This window comes from Streptomyces sp. NPDC026377, assembly GCF_055567715.1.
This window is the reverse complement of record NZ_JBVHPV010000008.1, coordinates 314,000-337,302: the sequence shown is the minus strand read 5'-3', so window position 1 is coordinate 337,302 and position 23,303 is coordinate 314,000. Positions and strand designations below refer to the sequence as shown.

The following is a 23,303-nucleotide window of genomic DNA, read 5'->3' as shown; positions in this document are numbered from 1 at the left end:
GGGGGGGGGGGGGGGGGGGGGGGGGGGCGGGGGGGGGGGGGGGGGGGGGGGGGGGCGGCCGGCGGGGGGGGGGGGCCCCCCCCCCCCGGGGGGGCCCGGGGGCGCCCCCCCCCCGGCCCCCCCGACGTGGGAGACCGGCCTGCCGGTCAGCGGCGGCCCTTCAGCCGTTCCACCGCAGCGACGCCGACCGCGGCGAGCGCGATCTGGATGGCGAGTTCGATCCAGTCGATGCCCTTGGTGTCCGCCACGTCCAGGGCGGCGGCGATGGCGGTACCGATCAGAGCGGCGATGATACCGACGGCGATGGTCCACAGGATGCCGGTGTGCTGGCGGCCAGGCAGGGCGAGGCGGCCCAGAACGCCGATGACTGCGCCGATGATGATGGCGGTGATGATGCCGGAGATCTCCATGCCGTCCCTTCCTCGAAGTCGTTCGCTGCTCGGATGCCCGCGCGACGGGTGCTCACACACCCTGTCCTCGTGGAAGATGCCCCGGCCGCCATGTCCCCCGGGGGCCGCGGTGCCTACAGTTCCAGGAGGGGCTCCAGAGCACGGAGTGCCGCGCGGACCTCGTCCAGGGGCAGTGCGCTTTCGCGGTCCAGGACGAGGTAGATGAAGAGGCCGCCCTCCCGCAGCCGCAGCACGGGGCGGATCATGTGGAGCTCGGTGCCGAGCGTGATCAGGATGTCCTCGACACTGTCCGGGGCGTAGCCGAGGAGCTCCAGGGTGTAGAGCTTGGCGCGCATCACGTCGCTGTCCCCGTAGGCGACCTTGTCCATGTCCAGCCCACTGCCGCGATCGAGGGAGCCCAGGACCCGGCGCTGCCGGAAGTCGACCACTGCCACCCCGGTGGCCCCGCCGATCGACAGTGCCTTCTGCAATACCGTCTCGATGGTGTCCATACCCGCCCCAATCCAGCCGCACCCTTGCCCCGGCCACCTCGGGCCGCAGGCACCCTAGCGGACGGATCACTCCTCGCGCGCCGCCGGGAGGGGGCGCCCGGAGTGGGGCCCGAACCGTCCGCGCCGGCCGCGCGCCGGACGCGGCCCCCTGGTCCGGGTGGGGATCGACCGGCCGCCGGTGCCGTACGCGGGCTCGCGCTCCGGGCGAGGGCCGGGTGCGGCCGTTCGGGTGACGGTCCTGGCGGGACGACGGTCGCTCCGGCACCGGGGCGTGTCCATCACGCGCGGTGATCGTTGACAGTTCATGAAAAAGATCATCGCTGCCACGGTCTTGACCCTGTCCGCTCTGGGACTGGCAGGCCCGGCCCACGCCCACGGCCTCCCCACGGCCGCTCCCGCCTCTGCCCCGCAGGCCGACAGCGGCCCGCCGTGGCCGTACGCGGACTGCCTCAAGGCCGCCCGGAACAAGGGCGAGAGCCGGAGTTACGCCAAGTGGCACTGCGACCAGCTGGTGATCAAGGGCTGGGTCAAGCGCCCCAAGCGGTAGGGCTCGTCGGCAGGGCTCGCCGGAATAGAGCTCCTCGCGCTGAGGACGGGCGCGGTCTGGGGGAAACAGGCGTGGGCCGGTCGGCTCCCGCGTCCCACCGCCGCGCCCCTTCGCTGTCCGGCGGCGGTCGGCCGACGTCCGACGGGTTCACCCGCACCGGGCCTCGTCACGCTCCGCGCATGCCCCGGCCCGGCAGCCCCGCGTCCGGTGGACGACGCCTTTGTGCCCAGAGGACCAGGACCACCGAGCACACCGCCGCGGCCGCGCACCACGTCGAGATGTACTCCTGCCGCCACAGCGCGACGGACACCGCGGCTCCCACGGCGACCAGGACACCGAGCAGGACCAGGCCGCGGTCGCCGGACAGGAGCAGGGAGCCGATCGTGGCGAGAAGGTAACCGCCCACGACCAGTTCCGGCTGCGGCAGACCGAGGGCGTACCCGACGGTGTGCCCGCGGATGTCGGCCGTCACGGTGCGCGTCGCCAGCGCGTGGGCGAGCGCCGCTGCCGTCGCGAGCCCTGCCGCCAAGGGGATGAGCAGACGGCGGCGGGCGCTCGGCGGCGCGGCGCAGAGCACGGCCGCCGGTACCCACAGTGCCAGCAGGGGCAGCGCTATGACGGCCCAGGCCACCGTGGCGGCCCCGGTGCCGCCGTCGTTGTGCCAGACCGCGGCTTCGACGATCTGGTGGCTCCCCAGAAGAAGCGGCAGCGCGGCCAGGGGTACGTCACGGGGGCGCCGGGCGGCGAGGGTCACCGAGACGACGCCGACGGCCGCGATGCCCGTACCCGCGACGAGGTCGGCTGTGGCACTCCAGCACATGGGAGCCACGGTACGGCTCCTGGGGCGCGTGTGGGCGCCGACGGAAAGACGGTGAGGTGTTCCGGCCCGGGCTAAGGACGGTGCTCGCTGCTCGCCGCGCCCTGACGGACGAGCCGGTCGGGCCCGTCCGCCAGGTGTGTGCCGGTGGGGCGGATCAGAAGCCGTCGACCTCGGCGACCGTGAAGGGGACGGGGGTGCCCGCGCCGAACGGGCCACCCTTGTCGTACTGGGAGCGGGCGACCAGCAGGTGCCCACCGGAGCGGATGACAGCGGTGGGGATCTGGAGGTCGGTGCTGGTGAGGACGGCTTCCTGGGTGACGGACAGGGCGCCGTACGAGACCTTCAGACGCACGAGGGTGTTCGTGCGGTTGAGCGCGGCCCAGAGCGTGCCGCCCTGGTAGAAGAGGCCGTCGGAGTTGGTCAGGGAGATGCCGGGGACCGCGGTGACGGCACCGGTGTCGGTGGCGATGCGGTAGAGCGCGCCGGTCGTGGTGTTGGCGGTCAGGAGGGCTCCGCCGTCCACGTACGCGATGCCATTGAGGTTCAGGCCGGTGTGCTGGGTGTACGCCGCGGGCGTGCCGGTGAGGTCGCGCCAGATGTCGAGCGGAGTGTCGGCGGTCGTGGCCGCGGCGAACTGCTGCGGGGTGACTCTGTAGACGGCGGGGTTGAAGGAGTCGGTGAGGTAGGCGGTGCCGTCGGGGCCGAACGTGAGGTCGTTCACGCCGCCGGAGGCGAAGGGGATGTGGAAGCGGGCCAGGCGGATACCGGTCGTGTCGTCGTACACGGTGACCGAACGGTCCGTTCCGCCGGAGACCCACAGCCGGCCGAGCTTGTCGGCCTTCACACCGGCCGCGTGGGCGCGCCCGTCGGTGCCCGCCGGGAGGAAGACCGAGGCCTTGGTGCTGCCTGCGGGCACGCGCAGCACGGAGCCGTCGCCGTAGGAGGAGACGAACAGGTCGCCGGTGAGAGCGTCTTGGGTGAGGCTCTCCGGGTAGACCTTGTCTCCGGGGAGGGTGTCCGCGGTCTGGATCGTGGGCGCGGCCAGGGCGGTGCCGGTGGTGAGGACGGCGGCGCACAGGGCGGCCGCGCCGCCCACGGCGAGGCGGTTCAGACGGGTGCGGAGCCGGGCTCCGGCGTTGAGGGACATGGTGATGCGGTTCCTCTCGATTGGTTGGTTGCTGGTTGGTGGGTCCGTGTGGTGGGGGATCTCGGCGGCCGTCACCGGTGTGAGCGGCGGTACGGGGCGTCACTGACGGGCGGCCGGTGGATTCTGGATCGCTCGGCGTCGGCGTCCCGGGTGTGGTGGTTCTCCGGGTCAGCCGACCGGTGCGGCCATCGCCGGTTCCGCGGCGCACAGGGCCAGCAGGGCCGTGGCGGTTCCCCCGCCGGGCAGCGCGCGTACGGCTCGGAGCACCGCCTCGACGCGCTCTGCCGGGAGCGCGGTGCCGGCCGAGAGCTGGAACTTGTGCTCCTTCTCCGCGGCGGACAGGGGTGCGTCCGGGCCGCCTTTGCTGGTGTCGACGCGGATCTCGTGGCTCTGTCCGTCGCGAGTGCGCACGCGCAGGACGGCCGGCAACCGGGAGGGGAAGAGGCGGTCGAGGCCGGGATCGGGCACACAGCGGATCACCCCGGCGAGCGCGCGCAGTGCGGGGTCGTGGGCGGCGGCGTCGGTGAAGTCGTCGAACCAGACGCCGAGTCCGCCGCCGCCGAGGAGCGCGGTGGCCACGGTGAAGGGGCCGGAGAAGGCCGCCGCGTAACCGGTGGCGGGGGCGGCCTTGGCGGCCGGGGGCTCGCCGATCGTGCGGTGCATGGCCGAGGGGACGCGCAGTTCGCCCTCGACGACGTCCTCGGCGCGGATGCCCTGGGCCCGCAGGCGCAGTGCGGCGTCGATGCCGGGGTGGGTGAAGTGGTTGCACGGATAGGGCTTGACGATGATCTCGCTGGTCTCCCAGCGTTCGCCCAGGCCGTCGAGGACGGCTTCGGGCCGGGCCCGGTCGCCGCACCAGGCCTGGAAGAAGCCGAAGCGGCCCTCCAGGACGGTGGGCGGGCCGGTGATGCCGGCCTGGGCCAGCTGCGCGGCGGCCACTCCCGCCTGGGCCGCCCAGCCGCAGTGGACGCGCTTGACGGTTCCGCCGGTGCGGTTGGCCTCCAGCAGGCCCGCGCCGGTGCTCGCGGCGATGCCCAGCGCTGCGGCGATGACGTCCTCGTCGCCGCCGAGCAGCATGGCGGCGGCGACGGCCGCGCCCAGGGTGCCGCAGATGGAGGTGGCGTGCTGCCCGCGTTCGAAGAACAGCGAGTTGCCGAGGTCCGGGTCGTAACCGGCGATGCCGAGCCGGATGCACACCTCGGTGCCGACGGTGATGGCGTCGAGCAGCCGCGGGCCGTCGGCGCCGGTCGTCTCGGCGACCGCGAGCGCGGCCGGGATCACGGAGGCGCTGGGGTGCAGGACCGACAGCATGTGGGAGTCGTCGAAGTCCATGGCGTGTGCCAGGGTTCCGTTGACCAGGGCGGCCGCGGGCGCGGCCAGTGTCTCGGTCGAGCCGATGACGTGGGAGGTGCCGGTGCTGCCCCAGGCACGGGCGACGGCGAGGACGGCTTCGGGGGCCGATTCGCCGATGGCCAGGAGACTGTTGCCCAGGCAGTCGAGGACCCGCTCGGCGGCTTCGGCCCGCAGCCGTGGGGTGAGACCCCGGTCACGTGACTCGACGGCGAACGCGGCGAGTTGATGAACCAGGGGCGTCTCGGCCCGGGCGGCGGCCTGGGTGGCGGGCGTCGTCATCGGGTCCCCTCCTCGGTGGAGTCGGTGAGGACCGCCAGGGGGCGCACCGGGGAGCCGGTACCGCCGGTGATCTTCAGCGGGCTGAGGACGAACAGGAACTCGGCCGCACCGGCGGTGGCCAGCGTCTCCAGGTTCATGTGTTCGATGAGGTGCACGCCGCGGTCGACGAGCAGCATGCGGTGTACCGGCAGCACCGCGTGCCCCTGGCCCGCGGGGATCTGCTCGACGGCGGTGGTGTCGGCGCCGATGGCGCGTACGCCGCGGTCGGCGAGCCAGGCCGCCGCGTCCACGGTGAGGCCGGGCACGCCGGTGGTGTGCCCGATGTAGGCGTCCGCGTCGCTCCACTTGCGGGCCCAGCCGGTGCGTACCAGGCACACGTCGTTCGCGGCGGGCATGGCGCCCGCGCGCCGGGCGGCCTGTTCCAGGTCGTCGGCGGTGATTCCGTAGCCGGGGTCGAGGACGTCGGTGCCGTGGGCTGCGGCGACGTCGAGGAGTACGCCGCGGCAGACCATGGGCGGCACGGTGTCGATGCCGTGGACGGTGAAGCGTCCGCCCTGCTGGGCCTCGGCGGCGTCATGGCCGCCGAAGAGCTTGCCGTGGTGGGAGGCGTGCGAGAGCGCGTCGATGTGGGTGCCGACGTGGCCGCCGGTGACGATGAGCTCGTTGGCGGCGGAGCTGCCGTCCGGCCGGACCCCGTCGCCGTGGCGGCGCAGCAGCGCCATCTTGAAGCCGGGGTGGTTGGGGGAGCACGGCATGCCGTTCTCCAGGGGCTGGGCGAGGTCGTGGACGACCGTCCCGGCACTGATCGCCCTCAGCAGGGGATCGGTGGCGGTGTTCCGGGGCGGCGGGGTGTCGGGCATGGGGGGACCTTTCAGGTGCGGGGGAAGGGGATGAGGGGTGCTTCGGCGGAGGTGTGCGAACGGGTGCGGTGGCGCCCGGCGCGCGAGGCGGTGTGTGACACACCGTCAGAAGTTTGCGGAGGTCTACCGAGCGGGTGACGCGAGCACCGCTTCGGCCGCGGCGAGCACCGCGCGGGCGTTGGCGAGCAGCGGCGGGGCGACGGCGCGGCCGTCCTCGGTGACGAACACCGACGACCCGGCGTCCGGCCGGGCCGCGGCCGCGGCCAGCAGGGCACGGGCTTCGGCGACCTCGTCGGGGGAGGGGGTGAACACTTCGTTGATCACCGGGAGTTGGACGGGGTGGACGGCGAAACGGCCGAGGTAGCCCATGCGGAGCCCGTCCAGGCAGGAGCGGCGCAGCCCCTCGGGGTCGTCCAGGCGCGGGTAGACACTCATGGCCGGGCTGACCAGGCCCGCGGCGCGGGAGACGAAGACGCAGCGCACGCGGGCGGCGTCCATGGTGGGGCCGTCGAAGTCGGTGCGCAGGTCGCCGCGGAGGTCGTTCTCCCCGAGGCCGATGCGTTGCAGACGGGGCGTGGCGTGGGCGAGGTCGCTCATCGCCTCGACGCCGAGCGCGGACTCGACGAGGATCTGCACCCCCGCGTCGCTGCCCGCCTCTTCCAGCCACCGGGCCGCGTCGCGGATCTGCTGCGGGTGCTCCACCTTGGGCAGCCGGACGGCCGCGAGGCCGGGCAGGGCGACGGCGTGTATGTCGTCGCGGGCGAGGCCGCTGGCGGTGGAGTTGACGCGGACGTACGTGGGTTTGGGCGGGGCGGAGGAGAGGATCTCGGCGGCGGCGCGGCGGGCCCGGTCCTTGCTGTCGGCCGGTACGGCGTCCTCCAGGTCGAGGACGACGGCGTCGGCCTCGCTCGCGTACGCCTTCTCCACCACACGCCCCTTGTGGGCGGGGACGTAGAGGTAGCTGCGGTGCACGGCGGCGGTCATATGACTCTTCTTTCGCTGAGTGCGGCCAGTTCCTCGGGGCCGAGGCCGAGTTCGCCGAGGATGTCGGCGGTGTGCTCGCCCAGGCGGGGGCCGGCCGAGCGCACGGCGCCGGGGGTGTCGGAGAGCCGGAAGGCGACTCCTGGCATGCGGATCGTGTCCAGTTCCGGGTCGGGGACGGAGACGATGGAGCCGCGGGCGGTGATCTGCGGGTCTTCGAGGACGTCGGCGAAGTCGTAGACGGCTCCGACGGCGGCCTGGGCCTCTTCGAAGCGGTGGACGACGTCGTCGCGGGTGCGTTCGGCGATCCAGCTGCCGACAGCCTCGTCCAGTTCGTCGGCGTGCCGGGCGCGGTCGGCGCCGGTGGCGAACCAGGGCTGTTCGGCGAGCTCGGGGCGGCCTACCAGGCGTACGACGCGCTCGGCGATGGAGAGGGTGGTGGCGGAGACGGCCACCCAGTGGTCGTCCTTGGTGCGGTACACGTTGCGCGGCGCGTTGTTGGGCGAGCGGTTGCCCTGGCGGGTGGGCATGATGCCGGTCAGGTCGTAGGTGGCCAGCGGGCCGCCGAGGACGCCGAGCATCGACTCGACGATGGAGCAGTCCACGACCTGACCGCGGCCGGTCGCCTCGCGGGCGCGCAGGGCGGTCAGCGCGGCGAAGGCGGCGGTGAGTCCGGCGACCGCGTCGGCGAGCGGAAAGGACGGCAGGGTGGGCGGCCCGTCGGGGGTGCCGGTGAGGTGGGCCAGTCCGCTCATGGCCTCGCCGACCGTGCCGAACCCGGGACGGCGGGCATAGGGGCCGGTCTGGCCGAATCCGGTCATCCGCAGCAGCACCAGGCGCGGGTTGTCGGCGCTGAGGGAGGGGTAGTCCAGGCCCCAGCGCTCCAGGGTTCCGGGGCGGAAGTTCTCCACGATGAGGTCGGCGTCGGCCGCGAGACGCCGGAAGAGGTCCTGGCCCTCCTCGGTGTGCAGGTCCAAGGTGGCGGAGCGCTTGTTGCGGGCCACGACCTTCCACCACACGGGGACGCCGTCGGCCTGCGCGCCGTAACGGCGGGCGGGGTCACCGTCGGGGTGCTCGATCTTGACGACGTCGGCGCCGTAGTCCCCGAGGAGGGTGGCGGCGAAAGGGCCGGCGAAGAGGGTGGCGGTGTCGATGACTTTCAGCCCGGCGAGCGGGGCCGGTGCGCCGGGGGGCACCGGGTGTTCGCCGGGGTCACTCGTGGTGCGAGGGATCATGATCACCAGACAACATGCTACGCACAGCGAAGTAAATGCGAGCCGTGTCACACTCAAGACTATCCATCGCTTTCCGGCCAAACATGTTCTTTGACAACTCTTTAACGCAGGTCAAAGGCTCTATGGTCGATTTCTCAGGCAGGGTAGTGGTGCTGCGGCAGCGCCTGCCTCAAGAAGGTGATCTTGACGAAAAGGTAAGCCGTGCTTATAAGCTAAGCTTCGTTCGTGGAAGACAAGGAACTCACCCTCGATCTGGCCAGGCAGACCCGCGACAGCGTGTCCGCCCTGGCACGGCGCATGCGGCAGGAACGCCCCGCGCACGGTCTCGGACTCACCAGCGCCTCGGTGCTGAGCCGACTGGACCGCGCCGGAGCCCTCAGCCCGAAGGAGCTGGCCGCCGCCGAAGGCGTCCTGCCGCAGTCGCTCACCCGCCAGCTCGCCTCCTTGGAGGAGCACGGCCTCATCACGCGTCGCCCTCACGACCGCGACGGCCGTCAGGTCCTCATGGAGATCACCGACGCGGGCCGCCACCTGGTGGAGACCGACCGGCGGATGCGTGACGCGTGGCTCGCCCAGGCGATCACCAAACGCCTGACACCGGTGGAGCGGGAGATCCTCGGCGCCGCCAACAAACTGCTGGACCTGTTGTCCGAAACCTAGGAGACCCCGAGGGGGCGCCGTGCCGTTACCGACCGCGCAGACCGCAACTCAAGCGGCTGCCCCTCCCCGTATCCCCCTCGGCTTCCTCGCCCCGATCGTTGTGGGCACCCTGCTCAACGCCCTCAACTCCTCGATGATCGCGGTGGCGCTGCTCTCCATCCAGAAGGCGTTCGACGCCGGGGCCGAGGTCATCTGGCTGGTCTCCGGCCTCTATCTGGCCACCGCCGTCGCCCAGCCGACGATGGGCCGCCTCGCCGACGCCCTCGGAGCGCGCCGCGTCTTCGGCTTCGGCCTGGTGCTGGTCCTGGTGTCGGCGACAGCCGCGCCCTTCGCCCCCACGCTCGGCTGGCTCATCGCCGCCCGTGTCGTGCTCGGGATCGGCACCTCGGCCGCCTATCCGGCCGGCATGTCGATGATGCGCGCCTGGGCCGCCGCGCACAGCGGCGAGGGCTCCACACCCACCGGCGGGCTCGGCGCCATCTCCGCCGCCTCCCAGGCGGCCGTCGCCCTCGGCCCGCCGCTCGGCGGCGTGCTCGTCCAACTCGCGGGCTGGCGCGCCATCTTCTGGGTCAACGTCCCGCTCACCGTGGCGGCCATGGTCATGGCGTTCCTCTGGCTGCCCGCCGACGAACCGGCCCACAACGTCGCCGCCACCCTGCGCGAACTCGACCTCGCGGGCATGGCCCTGTTCACCGGTGAGCTGTGCGGGCTCATGCTGTTCCTGCTCTCGCTGCCCGACGACCCGTGGTGGTGGGCGCTGGCCGTCTTCGTCGTGCTGACCGCCGCGCTGATCCGGCGCGAACTGCGCGCCCGCAAACCCTTCGTGGACCTGCGCATGATCGTCCGCAACGGTCCGCTCGCCGCGACCTATCTGCGCTGCATGGCGACGTACGTGGTGTTCTACTCCATCACCTACGCCCTGCCCCAGTGGCTCCAGCAGGGCCGCGGCCTGTCCGAGTCCGCGTCCGGCCTGGTGATGCTGCCGGTCGCCGCCCTCGGCTTCGCCACCACCATGTGGGCCACCCGACTCGTCGAACGCGGACTGCGCACCGTGCTGATCACCGGATCCGCCGCCCTGTGCCTGGGCAGCGGGGCGCTGGCCCTGTTCGGCGAGACCGTGCCGATCTGGGAAGTCCTCCTCATCGCCGCGGTCCTCGGTCTGCCCAACGGCTTCAACAGCCTGGGCAACCAGACGCTGATGTACCGCACCGCGCCCGCCGAACAGATCGGCACCGCCTCCGGGCTCTACCGCACCGCCCAGTACATCGGCGCCAACCTCGCCTCCGCCCTCGTCGGGATCGCGGTCGGCAGCGAGGCCGACGACTCGGGGCTGCACCTGCTGGCCGCCGTGATCACCGGCATCAGCCTCGTGCTGCTCGTGAACGCCGCCACCACCCGGCATCTGCGCGGCGCCGAAGCACGCGGCTGAGGCCTCCCCACCAACACCCCCTCACCCCCCCACGTGCACACACCGTGCACGCGTCCACCGGTTCGGAAAGGAACCCACCCATGCCCGTCGTGGAACTCAGCCCCAAGGCCGCCCTGGTCGTGCTCGACCTTCAGGAGGGCATCCTCGGTCTCCCCCTGAAGCCCCACCCGGCCGACCAGGTCGTGGCGAACAGCGCCCGGCTCGCCCACGCCTTCCGGGAAGCGGGCCTGCCCGTCGTGCTCGTCAACGTGGCCCACGGCCCCGACGGCGGCGCCGCCCTCAACCCCCGCGCCGACGTGCCCCACAACCCGCCCGCCCTGCACCCCGAGTACTCCCGCCTCTCGCCCGAGCTCGAAGCGCACCCGGGCGACCTGCTCATCACCAAGCGCCAGTGGGGCGCTTTCACCGGCACCGAACTGGACCTGCAGATGCGCCGCCGCGGCGTCGACGAGCTCGTCCTCACCGGTGTCGCCACCAACCTCGCCGTGGAGTCCACGGCCCGCTTCGCCTACGAACACGGCTACCACGTGATCGTCGCCGAGGACGCGACCAGCACCTTCTCCGCCGAGCACCAGGAGTTCGCGACCAAGCGGATCCTGCCGATGATCGCCCGGCTCGACACCACCGACGCCGTCCTCACCGCGCTGAAGGCCACCGCGAAGTAACTCGCCGGACACCGCCGTCCGGTGCGGCCACGCACCAGCAGACCCCCCAGAAGCAAGGCGCCTTGGCACATCCGCCCCTACCCCGGGCGCGCACACCCAGACGGACTGCCCCGGCAAGCCGTCCGAGATCGGAGAACCATGAGTACGTCCCTCGCAGCAGCCGTGATCGAAGGCCGTAGCGGTGAAGAGCTCGCGGAGCTGCCGCTGCCCCAGCAGATGAAGGCGGCGGTGATCCACAAGGCCGACACCGCCATGTTCACCGGCATCGAGGACAAGGACGTTCGCAAGTCGATCCACGTCGACCAGGTACCGCTGCCCGAGCTGGCGCCCGACGAGGTGATGGTGGCGGTGATGGCCGGAGCCATCAACTTCAACACCGTGTGGTCCGCCACCTTCGAGCCGGTGCCCACCTTCCGCTTCCTGGAGGACATGGGCAGGCGCGGCGGCTGGGACGCGCGGCACGACCTGCCGTATCACATCCTCGGATCCGACGCCTCGGGCGTGGTGGTGCGCACCGGCTCGGCCGTGCGCCGCTGGAAGGCGGGCGACCACGTCGTCGTCGCCACGGCCTACGTCGACGAGCAGGACCCCGCCACCCACCGCGACGGCATGCTCGGCGAGGACCAGCGCGCCTGGGGCTTCGAGACCAACTTCGGCGGTCTGGCCGAGTACACCGTCGTCAGAGCCAGCCAGCTGCTGCCCAAGCCCGCGCTGCTCACCTGGGAGGAGGCCGCCTCCAATCCGCTGTGCGCGGGCACCGCCTACCGCATGCTCGTCAGCGACCGGGGCGCCCGGATGAAGCAGGGCGACGTCGTCCTGATCTGGGGCGCCACCGGTGGACTCGGCGCGTACGCCGTGCAGTTGGTGCGCAACGGCGGCGGCATCCCCGTCGGTGTGGTCAGCTCTCCGGAGAAGGCGGAGCTGTTGCGCAAGCTCGGGTGCGAGGCGGTCATCGACCGGTCCGAGATCGAGCGGGGCGACCGCACCATGCTCCAGCGGCCCGAGGGCTGGAAGAAGCTGGGCAAGGCGATCCGCGCGGCGGTCGGCGAGGACCCGCACATCGTCTTCGAGCACGTGGGCAAGGCGACCTTCGCCGCCTCGGTCTTCCTCGCGCGGCGCGGTGGAACGGTCGTCACCTGCGGCTCCAGCACCGGTTACGACCATCAGTACGACAACCGCTACCTGTGGATGAAGCTGAAGAACATCATCGGCAGCCACGGGGCCAACCTCGACGAGCAGTGGGAGACCAACCGGCTCATCAGCCTGGGCAAGGTCCTGCCGGCGCTGTCCGCCACGTACGCGCTCGACGAGGCGGGCAAGGCGGCACGCAGCGTGCAGGTCAACGAGCACGTCGGCAAGGTCGGCGTGCTCGGTCTCGCACCGCGTGCCGGACTGGGAGTGACCGACCCCGAGGCCCGTGCCCGGGTGGGTGAGGAGCGGTTCGCGCTGTTCCGCGGCTGACGGCGCGAGGGCTCGGGCGGGAGCCGGGCCACGGCGGTGGACCGGAGGGGTTGCTCCGGTCCACCGCCGAGGCGCGCGGGAGTGTTGCCCCGGTCCACCGCCGAGGCGCGCCGTCGAGCGGGCGCGGCGAGGTGCGGCACGGTCACGCCATTTCCCGGACGGCGGGCCGCCGCCTGCCTACCGCCCTCGCGGTGGAGCACCTGACGCGAGCTCGGCTTCCAGACCGTTCAGCAGCCGCTCCAGGCCCCAGGTGAACTGCGCGTCCCGCGCGCCTTCCGGGGCGTACTCGGCCGCCGCGTGCAGCAGCGGGAACGACGCGGGCGGCAGGTCGGCGACGGCATGGCCCCACCAGGCGCGGTGTTCCTCCTGGCACTGCGGCTCGGTCCGGTTGATCTCGTACAGGACGAAGCCGAGCGTGTACGTCTGAGCGGCGTGGTACGCGCGGACCGCCTCCCGCAGCGGCCAGCCGCCCGCGGTGAGCCGCCCGAGCAGCCATTCGAAGACCTCCGCCAGCTCCGTGCTCCACATCCGACGGGTCATCAGAAGCTCTGCCAGCGCGCTGTGTTCGAGCATCCGCCGACGCAGCGCCACGGAGAACTCCGCCAGCGCCTGCCGCCAGCCCAGGGAGTCCGAGCGCTCCAGTGGGAAGTCGCGCAGCACACCCGCGGCGAGCAGTTCGAGCAGGTGCTCCTTGCTGTCCACGTGTCCATAGAGCGACATCACGCCACAGCCCAGCTCACGGGCGAGCCGGGGCATGCTGACCGCCTCCAGGCCGTCGTGCCGCGCGACGTCGAGGGCGGCCGTGACGATCTGCGCCCGGGAGAGCGAGCCCCGCGGCCGTCTGCCCCCGCCGCCCGCGGCCGGTTTCGCCGACGCCTTCGCCATCGTGCTCCTTCGTTCTCCGGCATGGCCGATCCGTGCCCACCGGGGCCGAGTGATCTTGCGTACTGCCACGGGCAAGCCTACGGTACCCATTACCGTAAGCCTTACGGTAAAACTCGGCGGAAGAGACGGTGGTGCCCAGTGGAGACCGAGACAAGGCTGCCCTTGAGCGGTGTACGGGTGGTGGACGCGGCCACGCTGTTCGCGGGGCCGGGTGTGGCCACCCTGCTGGGGGACTTCGGTGCGGACGTCATCAAGATCGAGCACCCGACGGGCGACCCGGCGCGACGCAACGGTGTCCAGGTCCACGGCGAGAGCCTGTGGTGGAAGCTGATCGGCCGCAACAAGCGCACGATCACCCTCGACCTGAGCCGCCCCGAGGCCCAGGACATCTGCCGGACCCTGGTACGCGACGCCGACGTCCTGGTGGAGAACTTCCGCCCGGGCACCTTCGAGCGCTGGGGCCTCGGCTATCAGGAACTCGCCCGCGTCAACCCCCGCCTGGTGATGGTCCGCGTCAGCGGTTTCGGCCGGGTGGGCCCCATGCGGAACCGCGCGGGCTTCGGCACCCTCGCGGAGGCGATGAGCGGCTTCGCGCACTCCACGGGCGAACCGGACGGGCCGCCCACCCTGCCCCCGTTCGGCCTCGCCGACGGCATCGCGGCCGTCACCTCCGCGTACGCGACGATGGTCGCCCTGCACGCTCGCGCGGCGACCGGGCGCGGCCAGGTCGTCGACACCACCCTGATCGAGCCGATCCTGCACCTGCTCGGACCGCAGATCTCCGCCTTCCAGCAACAGGGCGTCATACCCCGGCGCCTGGGCAACCGTTCGGCCAACAACGCCCCGCGCAACGTCTACCGCTGCCGCGACGGGCGCTGGGTCGCGGTCTCCACCAGCGCGCAGTCCATCGCCGAGCGGGTGATGCGGCTGGTGGGCAGGCCCGAACTGATCGACAAGCCGTGGTTCGCCAGCGGGTCGCGGCGCGCCGAGCACGTCGAGGAGCTGGACGCCGCCGTCGGTGGCTGGATCGCCGCACGCGACGCCGAGGAGGTCATCGCCGCGTTCGAGAAGGCCGAGGCCGCCGTCGCACCCGTCTACAGCATCGCCGACATCATGGCCGACCCCCAGTTCGCCGCCCTCCACACCGTCGTGCACCTCGACGACCCCGAACTGGGCGACCTGGCCATGCAGGGCGTACCCGCCCGCCTGTCCACCACACCGGGCCGGGTCCGCTGGGCGGGCCGGCCCCTCGGCGCGGACAACGACGAGGTACTGGGCGAACTGGGCATCGGCCCGGAGCGGCGGGCGGAGCTGCGCGACGGGGGAGTGATCCGGTGACTCCCGCTCCGACCCCGCCCACCGGCGCACGCCACCCGTTTCCCCCGAAGGAAGGCCCGGAGGAAGACCCGATGGAGGCACGGCCCACGCCCACCCCCGTCAGCCCGTCGCGCACCTGGCTGTATGTGCCCGGCGACCGCCCGGACCGCTTCTCCAAGGCCCTGGCCAGCGGGGCGGACGCGGTGGTCGTCGACCTTGAGGACGCGGTCGCGCCCGGCCGCAAGGACACCGCGCGCGAGGCGGCCGCCGCCTTCCTGGACCGCCCGCACCCCCGCCCGGTGTATGTGCGCGTCAACCCCCTGGGGGAGGGCGGCGAGGACGATCTGGCCGCGCTGCGCGGGAGCCGCGTCTCGGGCGTACGCATACCCAAGTGCGAACACCCGGCGCGGACGGCGCAGGCGGCACGGCATCTGCCGGGCGTGCCCCTGGTGCCGCTGCTGGAGACGGCGCTGGGCGTGGAACACGCCTACGCCCTGGCCACCGCACATCCCTCGGTGGCGGGCCTCGCCTTCGGGGCGGCCGACCTCGCGGCCGAACTCGGCACCGCCCACCGGGATGTACTGGACGCGGCCGCCCACCGCGTCCTGCTCGCCGCCGCGGCGGCCCGGCTGCCCCGCCCGCCCATGAGCGTCTTCCCCGCCGTACGCGACCTCGACGGACTGGCGGCGGACTGCGTCCGCGGCCGCGAACGCGGTTTCTTCGGGCGGTCGGTGGTGCATCCCGCGCAAGTCCCGGTCGTCAACGCCGCGTTCACCCCGAGTGACCAGGACGTGGCCGCCGCGCGCCGCCTGCTGCGACGCGTCGAGGCGGCGCACGCGGCGGGCTCGGGTGCCTGGCTCGACGAAACCGGCGCCCTCGTCGACACCGCCGCACTTCGCCAGGCCCGCACCGTCCTGGACGTCGCCGCCCTCGGGGCGCGCGATCCCGCCTGAGCGCCGTTCTGGGCGCGCCCGGACGCCCTCGCCCCCTTCCGGCGCTTCATCGTGCTCCCCGCGACACCCACCGCGCCTCCCGCGTGCGTCCGCGCCGTCGTTTCGACCGACAGTGCCGGGGCAGACGACCTAGCGTCACGACACGCTGTATCGGGAGGGTTCATGTCCGGGCTTCTGGCAAAGATCAAGCAGTTCAGCCGCACCCCGCAGGGGCAGCGGACGATCGCCTCGGTGCGCCGCGCCGCCGCCGACCCGCGCAAGCGGGAGCAGGCCCAAGGGATGTTCAGGCGGCTGCGCGGCCGGCGCTGACTCAGGAGGGGCCCGTCCCCGGCTCCTCCGGGGCAGCCCCGCCGAAGAGCAGGTTTCCCACGCACCCGGGCTCGTCGCTGGTGAAGTAGTCGTGGAGGGACTCGCTCAGCTCGTCGAGGTTGGTCGTGCCGTCCCCGTCGGTGTCCAGCCGGTGGGCGATGAGGGCGGCTTCGGCCTCGTCCGCGCCCAGGGCCCGTACGAGCTGTCGCGTCTCGGCCCGGCCGAGAAGACCGTCCTGGTCGTGGTCGGCTGCCATGAGGACGGCCGTGACCAGCGGCAGGATGCAGGTGTCGTAGGTGGCGGGGGAGAAGGCGAGTTTGGCCAGGGCGGTGGTGAACGGCTCGCGCGTCAGGGACTGCGAGGAGAACACCCCGGCCTCGCCGGTCAGACTGCGCCAGTACGTGGCGAACGCGTCCCGCAGGGCGAGCGCCTGCCGGCTGTCCGTCTCGTGCCCGAGGCGCGTGGCCATCCGCGTGGCGGCGGCCATGAAGTCCGCCGCCGTGACGACACCGTCCGCGTCGGTGTCGAAGAGCTGGAACTGCCGCCGGTGCTTCTCCGTCACCAGGGACGGAACCGCCCCCGGCCACGCGGGATGCGCAGGGGGCCGGGGAGCCGTGCGGCGCGGAACGACGGGCTGCCGGGTGGCGCGGGCCTCCAGATAGCGGCTGGTGGCGGCGTAGCTGAGGTCGATCCGGCGGTGGATGGCCGCCAGCTCGCGGCCCCGGTTGGGCCAGGAGGATTCCCGCCCCTGCGCCGGGGCGTCCTCGCCACTGGGCAGGATGTGGACGCGTACGCCGTCCGGACGGCTGTTGAGGACCTGGTGCAGATGGTGTCGACGGGACACCTCGAAGATGGTCGCCCCCAGTTGCCAGGGAGTACGGGCCGGGCGCAGGGGGCGTTCGTTCTGGCGCATACGCAGGACGTAGATGGTGCGCGCGCCACTGGCCACGGCCCGCGACAGAGGCACGGATTCGGCGACCCCTCCGTCCACGTAGTGCTCCGCACCGATCCGTACCGGAGGCCACAGTCCCGGCACGGCGCTGGACGCCAGGAGCGCGGGGAGCAGGGGCCCGGAGTCGAAGTACCGGACGGCGGCGCGCTCGATGGACGCGGCGACGCACTGGTAGGGGACCTGGAGGTCCTCGATCCTGCCCGGCTGGGCGAAGTGGGTGGCGAGCAGGGCGCGTACGGCGGTGTTGGACTTGATCTCCGGTCGCAGGGCGAGCGCCTTGAGCAGGCTGCGCGGGGTGAGCCCCATGACCCGGTCGGCGACGAAGTCGTGCCAGAAACGCAGCATCTCCTCGCACACCGACAGGGTCGGGTTCCTGGCGACCATGGCTCCCTGGATCGACCCGATGGACGTACCGATGACCAGGTCGGGAGTGATCCCGTGCTCGAAGAGAGCGCGGACCATGCCGACCTGATGGCCACCGAGGGCGCCGCCTCCGCCGAGCACGAAGGCGACTTCGGGCGTGTGGGTGGGCTGGTGTGTCATCTGGGGCCTCTCCAGGGCGGTGATCCGGGCGCGAAGCGGGTGATCGGCGTACGGGGTGCTGACCTACGGGGTCCTCAAGGGCGGCGGGCAGCCCTGAGCCGGTGCGGTCACTGTGGTGCAGCGGCTGGGACATGGCCAGGGTCCGGAGCCGTGGCCGGGGCGCGGACGTGGGCGATCCAGGCGTCCATGGCGGCCCACTGCTGGTCGAGCCACGCCGTGGCGGCCGCCGGCTCGCGGGGTACGTCCGCTGCCGGTGTGTGCCACCAGTTCAGGTGCACACGGCGGTGGCCGGTCGACGCGTAGCCGAGGTCGGTCAGGCAGCCGAGCGGGTCCTCCAGACCGGTGTGGCCCAGGACGACGACATCGGCGTCGACGGCCTGGGCCAGCACCCGCGCCGCTCCGGCCGTCACCGGAGGAAGTACGTGCCGCAGGCGCCGGGCCCACACCGCGCGCGCGGGATCGGACGTGTGCAGGGCCGCCAGCGCCGCGCGCCTGCGGGCGGCGGTCATGTGCGTCCCTTCGGGGAAGAACGCGAGCACGTCCTGCGGGCCCAGCCTCTGGGCGTGGTGGATCAGGAACCGCATGGCGCGGGCCGGGCCGTGCCGGTCCCACCGGATCAGCGCGACGCGAGGCGGGCGCAGCAGGAGCGCGAGGGCGGGATCCCAGGCCGGCACACGGCGTCCCACCGAGATCAGGCGGCGCTCCAGTCCGTGGCAGGCGAGGGCCAGCAGATGGGGGTTGAAGGGCCCGGAGTGGCGGACCAGCAGCACCACCGGACGGCCGGTCTCGACGGAGGGCGGCGCGAGACGGCCCTCCAGGACGAATCCCGCCTTCCCGACACCTGTGGTGAACAGCCGGTGGCTGAGCCGCCCGAAGAGCAGCTCACGTTCGCGCGTGCCCCGTGCCCGGCGCGACAACAACACGCGCAGAACCGGGAGTTCGAAGTGGACGAGGTAGACCCACGCCAGGCGCAGACCGTGCCACAGGGCGGTGGCCCGTCGCGGGGCAGCGGCCGGAACGGGTGCTGTCACGGGGCGGTCACCACCAGCGCGGCGTTCTGTCCGCCGAAGCCCACCGAGTGGGTGAGTACCGCTTTCACCGTACGGCGCAGGGTGGCGGGGACGAGGTGCACATCGGCGGCGGGGCCGGGGTCGTGGAGGTTGGCGATGCCCGGGATGGTCCGGTGGACGATCGAGAGCACCGCGCACACCGCCTCGATGGCCCCCGCCGCACCCAGGCTGTGACCGGTGACTCCCTTGACCGAGGTGACGGGCGGCCGGTGCGGGAAGACCCGCGCCACCACCGCCGCCTCGGCGGCATCACCCCGGGGCGTCCCCGTGGCATGGGCGTTGACGTGGTCCACCTCGGACGCGGACAGACCGGCATCGGCCAGCGCGTCGCGCACCGCCCGCTCGAGGCCGGTCCCGTCGGGATGGGGGGCCACCGGGTGATGGGCGTCCGCGGTCTCTCCCCGCCCGGCGACGCGGGCGCGGACGCGCGCCCCGCGCGCCCGGGCGTGCTCCTCGCGTTCCAGGATCAGGACGCCCGCCCCCTCGGCCAGGACGAAGCCGTCACGCCGGGAATCGAACGGGCGGGACGCCCCCTTGGGGTCGTCCGCACGGGACAGCGCGCCCAGCTGAGCGAAACCGGTGGCCACCACCGGAGTCAGCGGCGCCTCGGTGCCGCCGGCGATGACGATGTCGCAGCGCCGCGCCCTCAGCATGTCGAGCGCGGTGCCGATCGCCGTGGTGCCCGAGGCGCAGGCGGTCGAGACCACCAGGCAGGGACCGGTGATCCGGTGCGCGATCGTGGTCTGCCCGGCCGCCATGTTCGACAGGTAGTGCGGCAGGAGGAGCGGTGAGACGGCGTGGGCGCCGCGCTCGCGCATCGTCTCCTGGGCCAGGACACAGGCATCGAGCCCGCCCAGGGAATTGCCCAGGACCATGCCGACCCGCGAGCCGTCCCACCGCGCGGGGTCGAGCCCCGCGTCCGTCAGGGCCTCCGCCACGGCTGCCAGCGCGAATTGGGCGAACCGCGCCGTACGGTGAGCGCGTTCCGCGCCCAGCACCGTTTCGGGGTCGAAGCCCGGCACCCGGCAGGCCAGCCGGACCGGTGACGGCGCGAGCAGGGGTTCCACCTCCGCCGTCGGCTGCCCGGAGCAGATACCGGCCCAGCTCTCGGCAACGCCGACGCCGGCCGGGGTCACCAGGCCCAGGCCCGTGACCACGGCGGCGCCGCTCACCGGCGCAGCCCTCTCTCCAGCAGGGTGACCAGTTCCTCGACGGTCTCGGCGCGTGCCGCGCGGTCACCGTCGACGGCGCCCCGGTAGGAGCTCTCCAGGGCGACGGCGAGTTCGGCGCGGGCGAGGGAGTCCAGATCGGCCAGGGAGGTGTCCAGGGCCAGCTCGTCGGCCGGAATCCGCAGTGTTTCCGAGATGAGGGCTCGGACTTCAGTGAACATGGACATCCCCAAATGGCTCGTGGAGTCGATTGACGGCAACTGCGACCGGGGCTGTCGTCGCCGGGGTCGGACGAATGGCCGGACCGGCGCCGCCCGGCCTCGCCTTCGTACGGGCCGGAGGTCCGGAGGTGCCGATGGCGCCGAACCGCGCGTTCCGGCGCGTCAGTGGCGCCCCTTCCGCCGGGTCGGCCTGGACGCACTCAGGTTCGTCATACGCCATGCCTTCCCCGCCTCCCCGGCGGGACGATCGGCCGATCGGGGGAGTGTTGCCCCTTCAATCAAAGGACCCCGCCCCGTGCCGAACCGGGCCCCTCGGCCAGGGCGGGGGCGGGGCAGGGGGAGAGAGCAGGGTCCGCCGATCACCCATCAGGGCGATATCGGGCAGAAAATACGATTACTTCGGCACGCCTGCGGCCGTTCCCGCAGGGCGACCGGTGACCATCTGCCTCAAAGCGATCCTCGCTCAAAGGTGGTCAGGATGGGGCTTCGGCGCGGGCGCCCGGTGGGCTGGCACACCGCCTTCCTCGCCGTGTGCACGATCGCAGCCGCGATGTGCGCGGCCCTGGCGGGGCGCGCACCGGCGGCGCGCGCGGGCGGAGTCGGGGAGAACAGCCTTCAGCTGTCCGTCACCGTCAACACCCGTCCCGGGCTCGGGGCGGTGCGGCCCGGCATCCGGGCCGGCGCGCCCGTCGTCAAGGTCTACCGGCTGACCAACCGCAGCGGAGCCGACCTCTCCTCCGTGCGTCTGACCGACCCGGCCGTGCCGCCCGCGCTGCTGCGCTGCGGCAGCGGCTCCGGAAACCCCGGAACTCTGCGGGCCCTGTCGAGCACCACCTGCACGGCCCGGTTCCCCGCCGCCCCCGGCCCGCACACCGGCCGGGTGACGGCGACCGGCGTGGTCCCCTCCCTGGGGATACGGCTGACGGCTTCCGCGCACAGCGGATACGCGGGCGTGGCCGGGCGGTTGGCCTTGGCGGAGAGCGCACTGCTGACCAGTTTCAACGAGGCCGAGATCCGTTACGTGCTGACCAACCCCGGCAACAGGACGGTGTACGACGTGCAGGTGGCCGACCCCGAGCTGGCACCCGGCCGCGTCGACTGCTCCGGGCGCGCAAACATCTCCGAGCTGCCGCCCGGTACCTCCGCGACCTGCACGGCCCGGGTCGTACGGCCCCCCGGCACGTACCGCAGCGCGGGCCTGGCCACCGGAAGCGACTGGACGATCACCCTGGGCCCGGCGGGAGGCGACGAAGCACCCCCTGTCCTCACCGCGAACGCCACGCTCTCGTTCAGCATCCCCACTCCACCGGCTCTCCCCCCGGCAGCCCTGGTCCCGACGTTCCCCTCCCGTCCGCCCTTCCCCTTCCGGCCACGCTCCCCTCAGCGCCAGCAGACACCCCCCTTGACGGGCCGCGGCTCCGTGCCGCCGCCGCGGGGACCTGCGGCAGGTGGAGCAGGGGGAGCAGGCGGAGCAGCTGGGACACCCGGGACAGGCGGGGCAGGGGCACCCGGGGCAGGTGGGGCGCCGGGTTCGGGCGCCGCCCTCGTACCCGCCGTACCGCCCGCGCGCGGCGCGCTGCCGGGGCAGCCGCCCGGCGCGGCCCCGCGCAGTCTGCTCGCCCTCCCGCCCTTCTACACCGCGCCGATGACGCCCCCCGGTCCCCCCGGTCCCTTCGCGCCCGGGGGAACTCCAGCGGCGCCCCTGTTCGGAGAGGGCGGCGTGGGGATCGCGCCCGTTCCGGCAGAGGGCGGTACCGCCGGTGCCGCACCCGTGTCCCCGGGAGCCGGGGCCGGGGGTGCCGGCGCCGGGGGTACCGGGGCCGAGCCACCGGGTGGCGGCGGGACGGCCGGCGTCGCGCCCGTAGCGCCGGGGGGCGGGACGGGCGGAGTGGCTCCCGCGGCGCCTGGTGGTGGAACGGCCGGGGCGGCGCCCGTGGCCCCGGGCGGCGGGGCGGCCGGTGTCGCGCCCGTGCCGCCGGGCGGGGGCATCGCCGGTGCGGCGCCCGCGGAACCCGGCGGGGGGACGGCCGGTGTCACACCCCCGCGGCCTCCGGCGCCGGTGGCACCAGCCCGGCCGAGACCGCCCCGTACCACCGAGAGCCGCGGGGAGGAGGCCTCGGTCCTCGCCCGGGTGCGGCGCAGGTCCCGGGAGGTTTCGGGCCTGTCCGTCGTGGCCGTCCTGCTCCTCCTGCTCATTCCCGCCGCGCTCGCGGCGGCGCTGATGGGCTCACGCCGCTCGTGATCCACCCCGTGATCCAGAGGGATTCCCGTGCCTGACACCTTGCAGAGCCTCGCCATTGTTCTCGGGGTGGCCATGCTCGCCGCCGCAGTCGTGGTGGTGAAGGGGCGCCTCTTCCCACCGGGCCCCGACGAGGAACCGCGTGAGGACGTCGCCGAGTACATCTCGATGATGGTGGGCGTCCTCTACGCGCTCGTGCTGGGGCTCGCCCTGGTGTCCGTATGGGAGACCAGCAGCAGCGCCTCCTCCCACGTACAGGCGGAGGCCAGTGCGCTGCACGAGACGTATCTCGTGGCCGAGGCGCTGCCGGCGGACGAGCGGGAACGGGTGCGCAGCCTCTCCGGGCAGTACGCCCACCACGTCGTCACCGCCGAGTGGCCGCGGATGGCGGACGGCGAAGACCTCGGCCCCGAGGGCTGGACGCTGCTGAGCCAACTGCGCGCCGCCACCCGCCTTCCGGCCACGGCCACCCCCGGCCAGCAGATCGCCGCTCAGGAACTCCTCGCGCAGCTGGGCACGCTCGACGAGGCACGGCGCGGACGCGAGGGCGACGCCCAGAGCAGTCTGTCACCCGTCCTCTGGATGGGTCTGATCATGGGCGGGGTGCTGACGGTCGCGTTCATGTTCATCTTCGGGATCCGGCGCAGCTTCACGCACATCGTCATGGTGATGGGTCTGGCCGGGCTGATCACATTCCTTGTCCTGCTCATCCGCGAACTCGACGCCCCCTTCGGCGATGTCCTCGGCACCGACGCCACGGCCTTCACGCGCTACTTCAGCAGCTGAGGAGACCTGATGAGGTCCGATGAGGAGGAGGCGGGCGGCGAACCCTTCGGACCAGCCGGGACAAGTCCCGGGCGTTACGGCCCGTCGGACTTGCCCCGGCCGGGCATCACACCTCAGCCGATGGAGCGGGCGGGGTGTGGCGCCTAGCCGTTGGTGCAGGAGTTCCCGGAGGCGGGGTTGAGGAGGCCGATGACGTCAATGGTGTCACCGCACACGGCGACCGGAACGTGGACGGGCACCTGGATCACGTCGCCGGAAAGGACACCGGGCGAGTTGCTGGCCACGCCGGTCGTCGTGTGGCCACCGGGCGGAGTGGGATCTGCGGCGAGGGCCGTACCCGCTCCTGCCAAGGTGAGGACCGCGGTCAGGGTGCTAGCGGCAACTATGCGCATACGCATGACAACCTCCTGTGGATCTTCAGATGAAGATGCTTTCCCGTGGCGGGACGCGGCCTGCACGGAACGGCCCCGCCCATCGGGTTACCTTCGTGGTGGCCCGGCGCCCGCCGCCGTCGTACTGGG

At 73.0% G+C, this 23,303-nt stretch carries 24 protein-coding genes; 10 read left to right on the top strand and 14 right to left on the bottom strand.

Annotated elements, in window-relative coordinates:
- Positions 1–146: 146 nt before the first annotated feature.
- The gene (locus tag ACZ4MU_RS19640) at positions 147–410 is read right to left on the bottom strand and encodes a GlsB/YeaQ/YmgE family stress response membrane protein (RefSeq protein WP_467877950.1); all 264 of its coding nucleotides are present in this window, start codon (positions 408–410) and stop codon (positions 147–149) included.
- 113 nt (positions 411–523) lie between these two features.
- Positions 524–901, bottom strand: coding sequence for a hypothetical protein (locus ACZ4MU_RS19635; RefSeq protein ID WP_467877948.1), 378 nt, complete (start codon positions 899–901; stop codon positions 524–526).
- A 304-nt stretch (positions 902–1,205) separates the two neighbouring features.
- Here ACZ4MU_RS19635 and ACZ4MU_RS19630 point away from each other — a divergent pair, with 304 nt between their 5' ends.
- Positions 1,206–1,448 carry a hypothetical protein gene (locus ACZ4MU_RS19630; protein ID WP_467877945.1) on the top strand — a complete coding sequence of 81 codons (243 nt, stop codon included), beginning with the start codon at positions 1,206–1,208 and terminating at the stop codon, positions 1,446–1,448.
- 166 nt (positions 1,449–1,614) lie between these two features.
- Here the strand turns inward: ACZ4MU_RS19630 and ACZ4MU_RS19625 are convergent, their stop codons facing one another.
- From ACZ4MU_RS19625 to ACZ4MU_RS19600, 6 genes are all read right to left on the bottom strand, one after another.
- Positions 1,615–2,268 carry a DUF6629 family protein gene (locus ACZ4MU_RS19625; protein WP_467877943.1) on the bottom strand — a complete coding sequence of 218 codons (654 nt, stop codon included), beginning with the start codon at positions 2,266–2,268 and terminating at the stop codon, positions 1,615–1,617.
- Between the two features lie 154 nt (positions 2,269–2,422).
- Complete coding sequence (locus tag ACZ4MU_RS19620; RefSeq protein ID WP_467877941.1) at positions 2,423–3,415, bottom strand: NHL repeat-containing protein; 993 nt, start codon at positions 3,413–3,415, stop codon at positions 2,423–2,425.
- A 168-nt stretch (positions 3,416–3,583) separates the two neighbouring features.
- Entirely contained in the window at positions 3,584–5,047 is a 1,464-nt protein-coding gene (locus ACZ4MU_RS19615) for an MmgE/PrpD family protein (protein WP_467877938.1), read from the bottom strand.
- Entirely contained in the window at positions 5,044–5,907 is an 864-nt protein-coding gene (locus ACZ4MU_RS19610) for a cyclase family protein (RefSeq protein ID WP_467877935.1), read from the bottom strand. Before ACZ4MU_RS19610 ends, ACZ4MU_RS19615 begins: the two co-directional genes overlap by 4 nt.
- Positions 5,908–6,030: 123 nt before the next feature.
- The gene (locus ACZ4MU_RS19605) at positions 6,031–6,891 is read right to left on the bottom strand and encodes an HpcH/HpaI aldolase/citrate lyase family protein (RefSeq protein ID WP_467877932.1); all 861 of its coding nucleotides are present in this window, start codon (positions 6,889–6,891) and stop codon (positions 6,031–6,033) included.
- The gene (locus ACZ4MU_RS19600; RefSeq protein WP_467877985.1) at positions 6,888–8,123 is read right to left on the bottom strand and encodes a CaiB/BaiF CoA transferase family protein; all 1,236 of its coding nucleotides are present in this window, start codon (positions 8,121–8,123) and stop codon (positions 6,888–6,890) included. The genes ACZ4MU_RS19605 and ACZ4MU_RS19600 overlap by 4 nt, the downstream gene beginning before the upstream one ends.
- 225 nt (positions 8,124–8,348) lie before the next feature.
- Between ACZ4MU_RS19600 and ACZ4MU_RS19595 the strand changes: the two genes are divergently transcribed.
- The 4 genes from ACZ4MU_RS19595 to ccrA all read left to right on the top strand — a co-directional run bounded on the left by ACZ4MU_RS19595 (position 8,349) and on the right by ccrA (position 12,338).
- Complete coding sequence (locus ACZ4MU_RS19595; RefSeq protein WP_467877930.1) at positions 8,349–8,783, top strand: MarR family winged helix-turn-helix transcriptional regulator; 435 nt, start codon at positions 8,349–8,351, stop codon at positions 8,781–8,783.
- Between the two features lie 19 nt (positions 8,784–8,802).
- A complete protein-coding gene (locus tag ACZ4MU_RS19590; protein WP_467877927.1) occupies positions 8,803–10,212 on the top strand; it encodes an MFS transporter in 1,410 nt (469 codons plus the stop codon).
- An 80-nt stretch (positions 10,213–10,292) separates the two neighbouring features.
- Entirely contained in the window at positions 10,293–10,877 is a 585-nt protein-coding gene (locus ACZ4MU_RS19585) for a hydrolase (RefSeq protein WP_467877924.1), read from the top strand.
- A 138-nt stretch (positions 10,878–11,015) separates the two neighbouring features.
- The gene (gene ccrA / locus ACZ4MU_RS19580) at positions 11,016–12,338 is read left to right on the top strand and encodes a crotonyl-CoA carboxylase/reductase (RefSeq protein ID WP_467877921.1); all 1,323 of its coding nucleotides are present in this window, start codon (positions 11,016–11,018) and stop codon (positions 12,336–12,338) included.
- Positions 12,339–12,515: 177 nt separating this feature from the next.
- Here ccrA and ACZ4MU_RS19575 read toward each other — a convergent pair whose 3' ends face one another.
- On the bottom strand, positions 12,516–13,223 hold the full coding sequence (locus tag ACZ4MU_RS19575; RefSeq protein WP_467877918.1) for a TetR/AcrR family transcriptional regulator C-terminal domain-containing protein: 708 nt from the start codon (positions 13,221–13,223) through the stop codon (positions 12,516–12,518).
- Positions 13,224–13,244: 21 nt separating this feature from the next.
- On the opposite strand from ACZ4MU_RS19575, the gene ACZ4MU_RS19570 reads away from it, so the two are divergent.
- The 3 genes from ACZ4MU_RS19570 to ACZ4MU_RS19560 all read left to right on the top strand — a co-directional run bounded on the left by ACZ4MU_RS19570 (position 13,245) and on the right by ACZ4MU_RS19560 (position 15,802).
- On the top strand, positions 13,245–14,561 hold the full coding sequence (locus tag ACZ4MU_RS19570; protein WP_467877915.1) for a CaiB/BaiF CoA transferase family protein: 1,317 nt from the start codon (positions 13,245–13,247) through the stop codon (positions 14,559–14,561).
- Positions 14,562–14,632: 71 nt separating this feature from the next.
- A complete protein-coding gene (locus tag ACZ4MU_RS19565; protein WP_467877912.1) occupies positions 14,633–15,493 on the top strand; it encodes an HpcH/HpaI aldolase/citrate lyase family protein in 861 nt (286 codons plus the stop codon).
- Positions 15,494–15,655: 162 nt separating this feature from the next.
- Entirely contained in the window at positions 15,656–15,802 is a 147-nt protein-coding gene (locus ACZ4MU_RS19560) for a hypothetical protein (RefSeq protein ID WP_467877910.1), read from the top strand.
- A gap of 1 nt (position 15,803) precedes the next feature.
- Here ACZ4MU_RS19560 and ACZ4MU_RS19555 read toward each other — a convergent pair whose 3' ends face one another.
- From ACZ4MU_RS19555 to ACZ4MU_RS19540, 4 genes are all read right to left on the bottom strand, one after another.
- On the bottom strand, positions 15,804–17,297 hold the full coding sequence (locus ACZ4MU_RS19555) for a patatin-like phospholipase family protein (protein WP_467877906.1): 1,494 nt from the start codon (positions 17,295–17,297) through the stop codon (positions 15,804–15,806).
- Between the two features lie 107 nt (positions 17,298–17,404).
- A complete protein-coding gene (locus ACZ4MU_RS19550) occupies positions 17,405–18,328 on the bottom strand; it encodes a 1-acyl-sn-glycerol-3-phosphate acyltransferase (RefSeq protein WP_467877904.1) in 924 nt (307 codons plus the stop codon).
- Positions 18,325–19,539, bottom strand: a complete 1,215-nt coding sequence (locus ACZ4MU_RS19545) for a beta-ketoacyl-[acyl-carrier-protein] synthase family protein (RefSeq protein ID WP_467877902.1) — start codon at positions 19,537–19,539, stop codon at positions 18,325–18,327. The genes ACZ4MU_RS19550 and ACZ4MU_RS19545 overlap by 4 nt, the downstream gene beginning before the upstream one ends.
- On the bottom strand, positions 19,536–19,757 hold the full coding sequence (locus tag ACZ4MU_RS19540) for an acyl carrier protein (protein WP_467877900.1): 222 nt from the start codon (positions 19,755–19,757) through the stop codon (positions 19,536–19,538). Before ACZ4MU_RS19540 ends, ACZ4MU_RS19545 begins: the two co-directional genes overlap by 4 nt.
- 478 nt (positions 19,758–20,235) lie before the next feature.
- On the opposite strand from ACZ4MU_RS19540, the gene ACZ4MU_RS19535 reads away from it, so the two are divergent.
- Together ACZ4MU_RS19535 and ACZ4MU_RS19530 are read left to right on the top strand one after the other, a co-directional pair.
- Complete coding sequence (locus ACZ4MU_RS19535; RefSeq protein WP_467877897.1) at positions 20,236–21,999, top strand: hypothetical protein; 1,764 nt, start codon at positions 20,236–20,238, stop codon at positions 21,997–21,999.
- Between the two features lie 27 nt (positions 22,000–22,026).
- Complete coding sequence (locus ACZ4MU_RS19530) at positions 22,027–22,782, top strand: bestrophin-like domain (RefSeq protein WP_467877895.1); 756 nt, start codon at positions 22,027–22,029, stop codon at positions 22,780–22,782.
- A 143-nt stretch (positions 22,783–22,925) separates the two neighbouring features.
- On the opposite strand, the gene ACZ4MU_RS19525 is transcribed toward ACZ4MU_RS19530, so the two are convergent.
- A complete protein-coding gene (locus tag ACZ4MU_RS19525; protein WP_467877892.1) occupies positions 22,926–23,180 on the bottom strand; it encodes a chaplin in 255 nt (84 codons plus the stop codon).
- Positions 23,181–23,303 lie beyond the last annotated feature (123 nt).

Coding starts and splice junctions, on each gene's coding strand:
- ACZ4MU_RS19640 (WP_467877950.1), bottom strand. CDS start 410: ATGGAGATCTCCGGCATCATCACCGCCATCATCATCGGCGCAGTCATC.
- ACZ4MU_RS19635 (WP_467877948.1), bottom strand. CDS start 901: ATGGACACCATCGAGACGGTATTGCAGAAGGCACTGTCGATCGGCGGG.
- ACZ4MU_RS19630 (WP_467877945.1), top strand. CDS start 1,206: ATGAAAAAGATCATCGCTGCCACGGTCTTGACCCTGTCCGCTCTGGGA.
- ACZ4MU_RS19625 (WP_467877943.1), bottom strand. CDS start 2,268: ATGTGCTGGAGTGCCACAGCCGACCTCGTCGCGGGTACGGGCATCGCG.
- ACZ4MU_RS19620 (WP_467877941.1), bottom strand. CDS start 3,415: ATGTCCCTCAACGCCGGAGCCCGGCTCCGCACCCGTCTGAACCGCCTC.
- ACZ4MU_RS19615 (WP_467877938.1), bottom strand. CDS start 5,047: ATGACGACGCCCGCCACCCAGGCCGCCGCCCGGGCCGAGACGCCCCTG.
- ACZ4MU_RS19610 (WP_467877935.1), bottom strand. CDS start 5,907: ATGCCCGACACCCCGCCGCCCCGGAACACCGCCACCGATCCCCTGCTG.
- ACZ4MU_RS19605 (WP_467877932.1), bottom strand. CDS start 6,891: ATGACCGCCGCCGTGCACCGCAGCTACCTCTACGTCCCCGCCCACAAG.
- ACZ4MU_RS19600 (WP_467877985.1), bottom strand. CDS start 8,123: ATGATCCCTCGCACCACGAGTGACCCCGGCGAACACCCGGTGCCCCCC.
- ACZ4MU_RS19585 (WP_467877924.1), top strand. CDS start 10,293: ATGCCCGTCGTGGAACTCAGCCCCAAGGCCGCCCTGGTCGTGCTCGAC.
- ccrA (WP_467877921.1), top strand. CDS start 11,016: ATGAGTACGTCCCTCGCAGCAGCCGTGATCGAAGGCCGTAGCGGTGAA.
- ACZ4MU_RS19575 (WP_467877918.1), bottom strand. CDS start 13,223: ATGGCGAAGGCGTCGGCGAAACCGGCCGCGGGCGGCGGGGGCAGACGG.
- ACZ4MU_RS19570 (WP_467877915.1), top strand. CDS start 13,245: ATGGCCGATCCGTGCCCACCGGGGCCGAGTGATCTTGCGTACTGCCAC.
- ACZ4MU_RS19565 (WP_467877912.1), top strand. CDS start 14,633: ATGGAGGCACGGCCCACGCCCACCCCCGTCAGCCCGTCGCGCACCTGG.
- ACZ4MU_RS19560 (WP_467877910.1), top strand. CDS start 15,656: ATGTCCGGGCTTCTGGCAAAGATCAAGCAGTTCAGCCGCACCCCGCAG.
- ACZ4MU_RS19555 (WP_467877906.1), bottom strand. CDS start 17,297: ATGACACACCAGCCCACCCACACGCCCGAAGTCGCCTTCGTGCTCGGC.
- ACZ4MU_RS19540 (WP_467877900.1), bottom strand. CDS start 19,757: ATGTTCACTGAAGTCCGAGCCCTCATCTCGGAAACACTGCGGATTCCG.
- ACZ4MU_RS19535 (WP_467877897.1), top strand. CDS start 20,236: ATGGGGCTTCGGCGCGGGCGCCCGGTGGGCTGGCACACCGCCTTCCTC.
- ACZ4MU_RS19525 (WP_467877892.1), bottom strand. CDS start 23,180: ATGCGTATGCGCATAGTTGCCGCTAGCACCCTGACCGCGGTCCTCACC.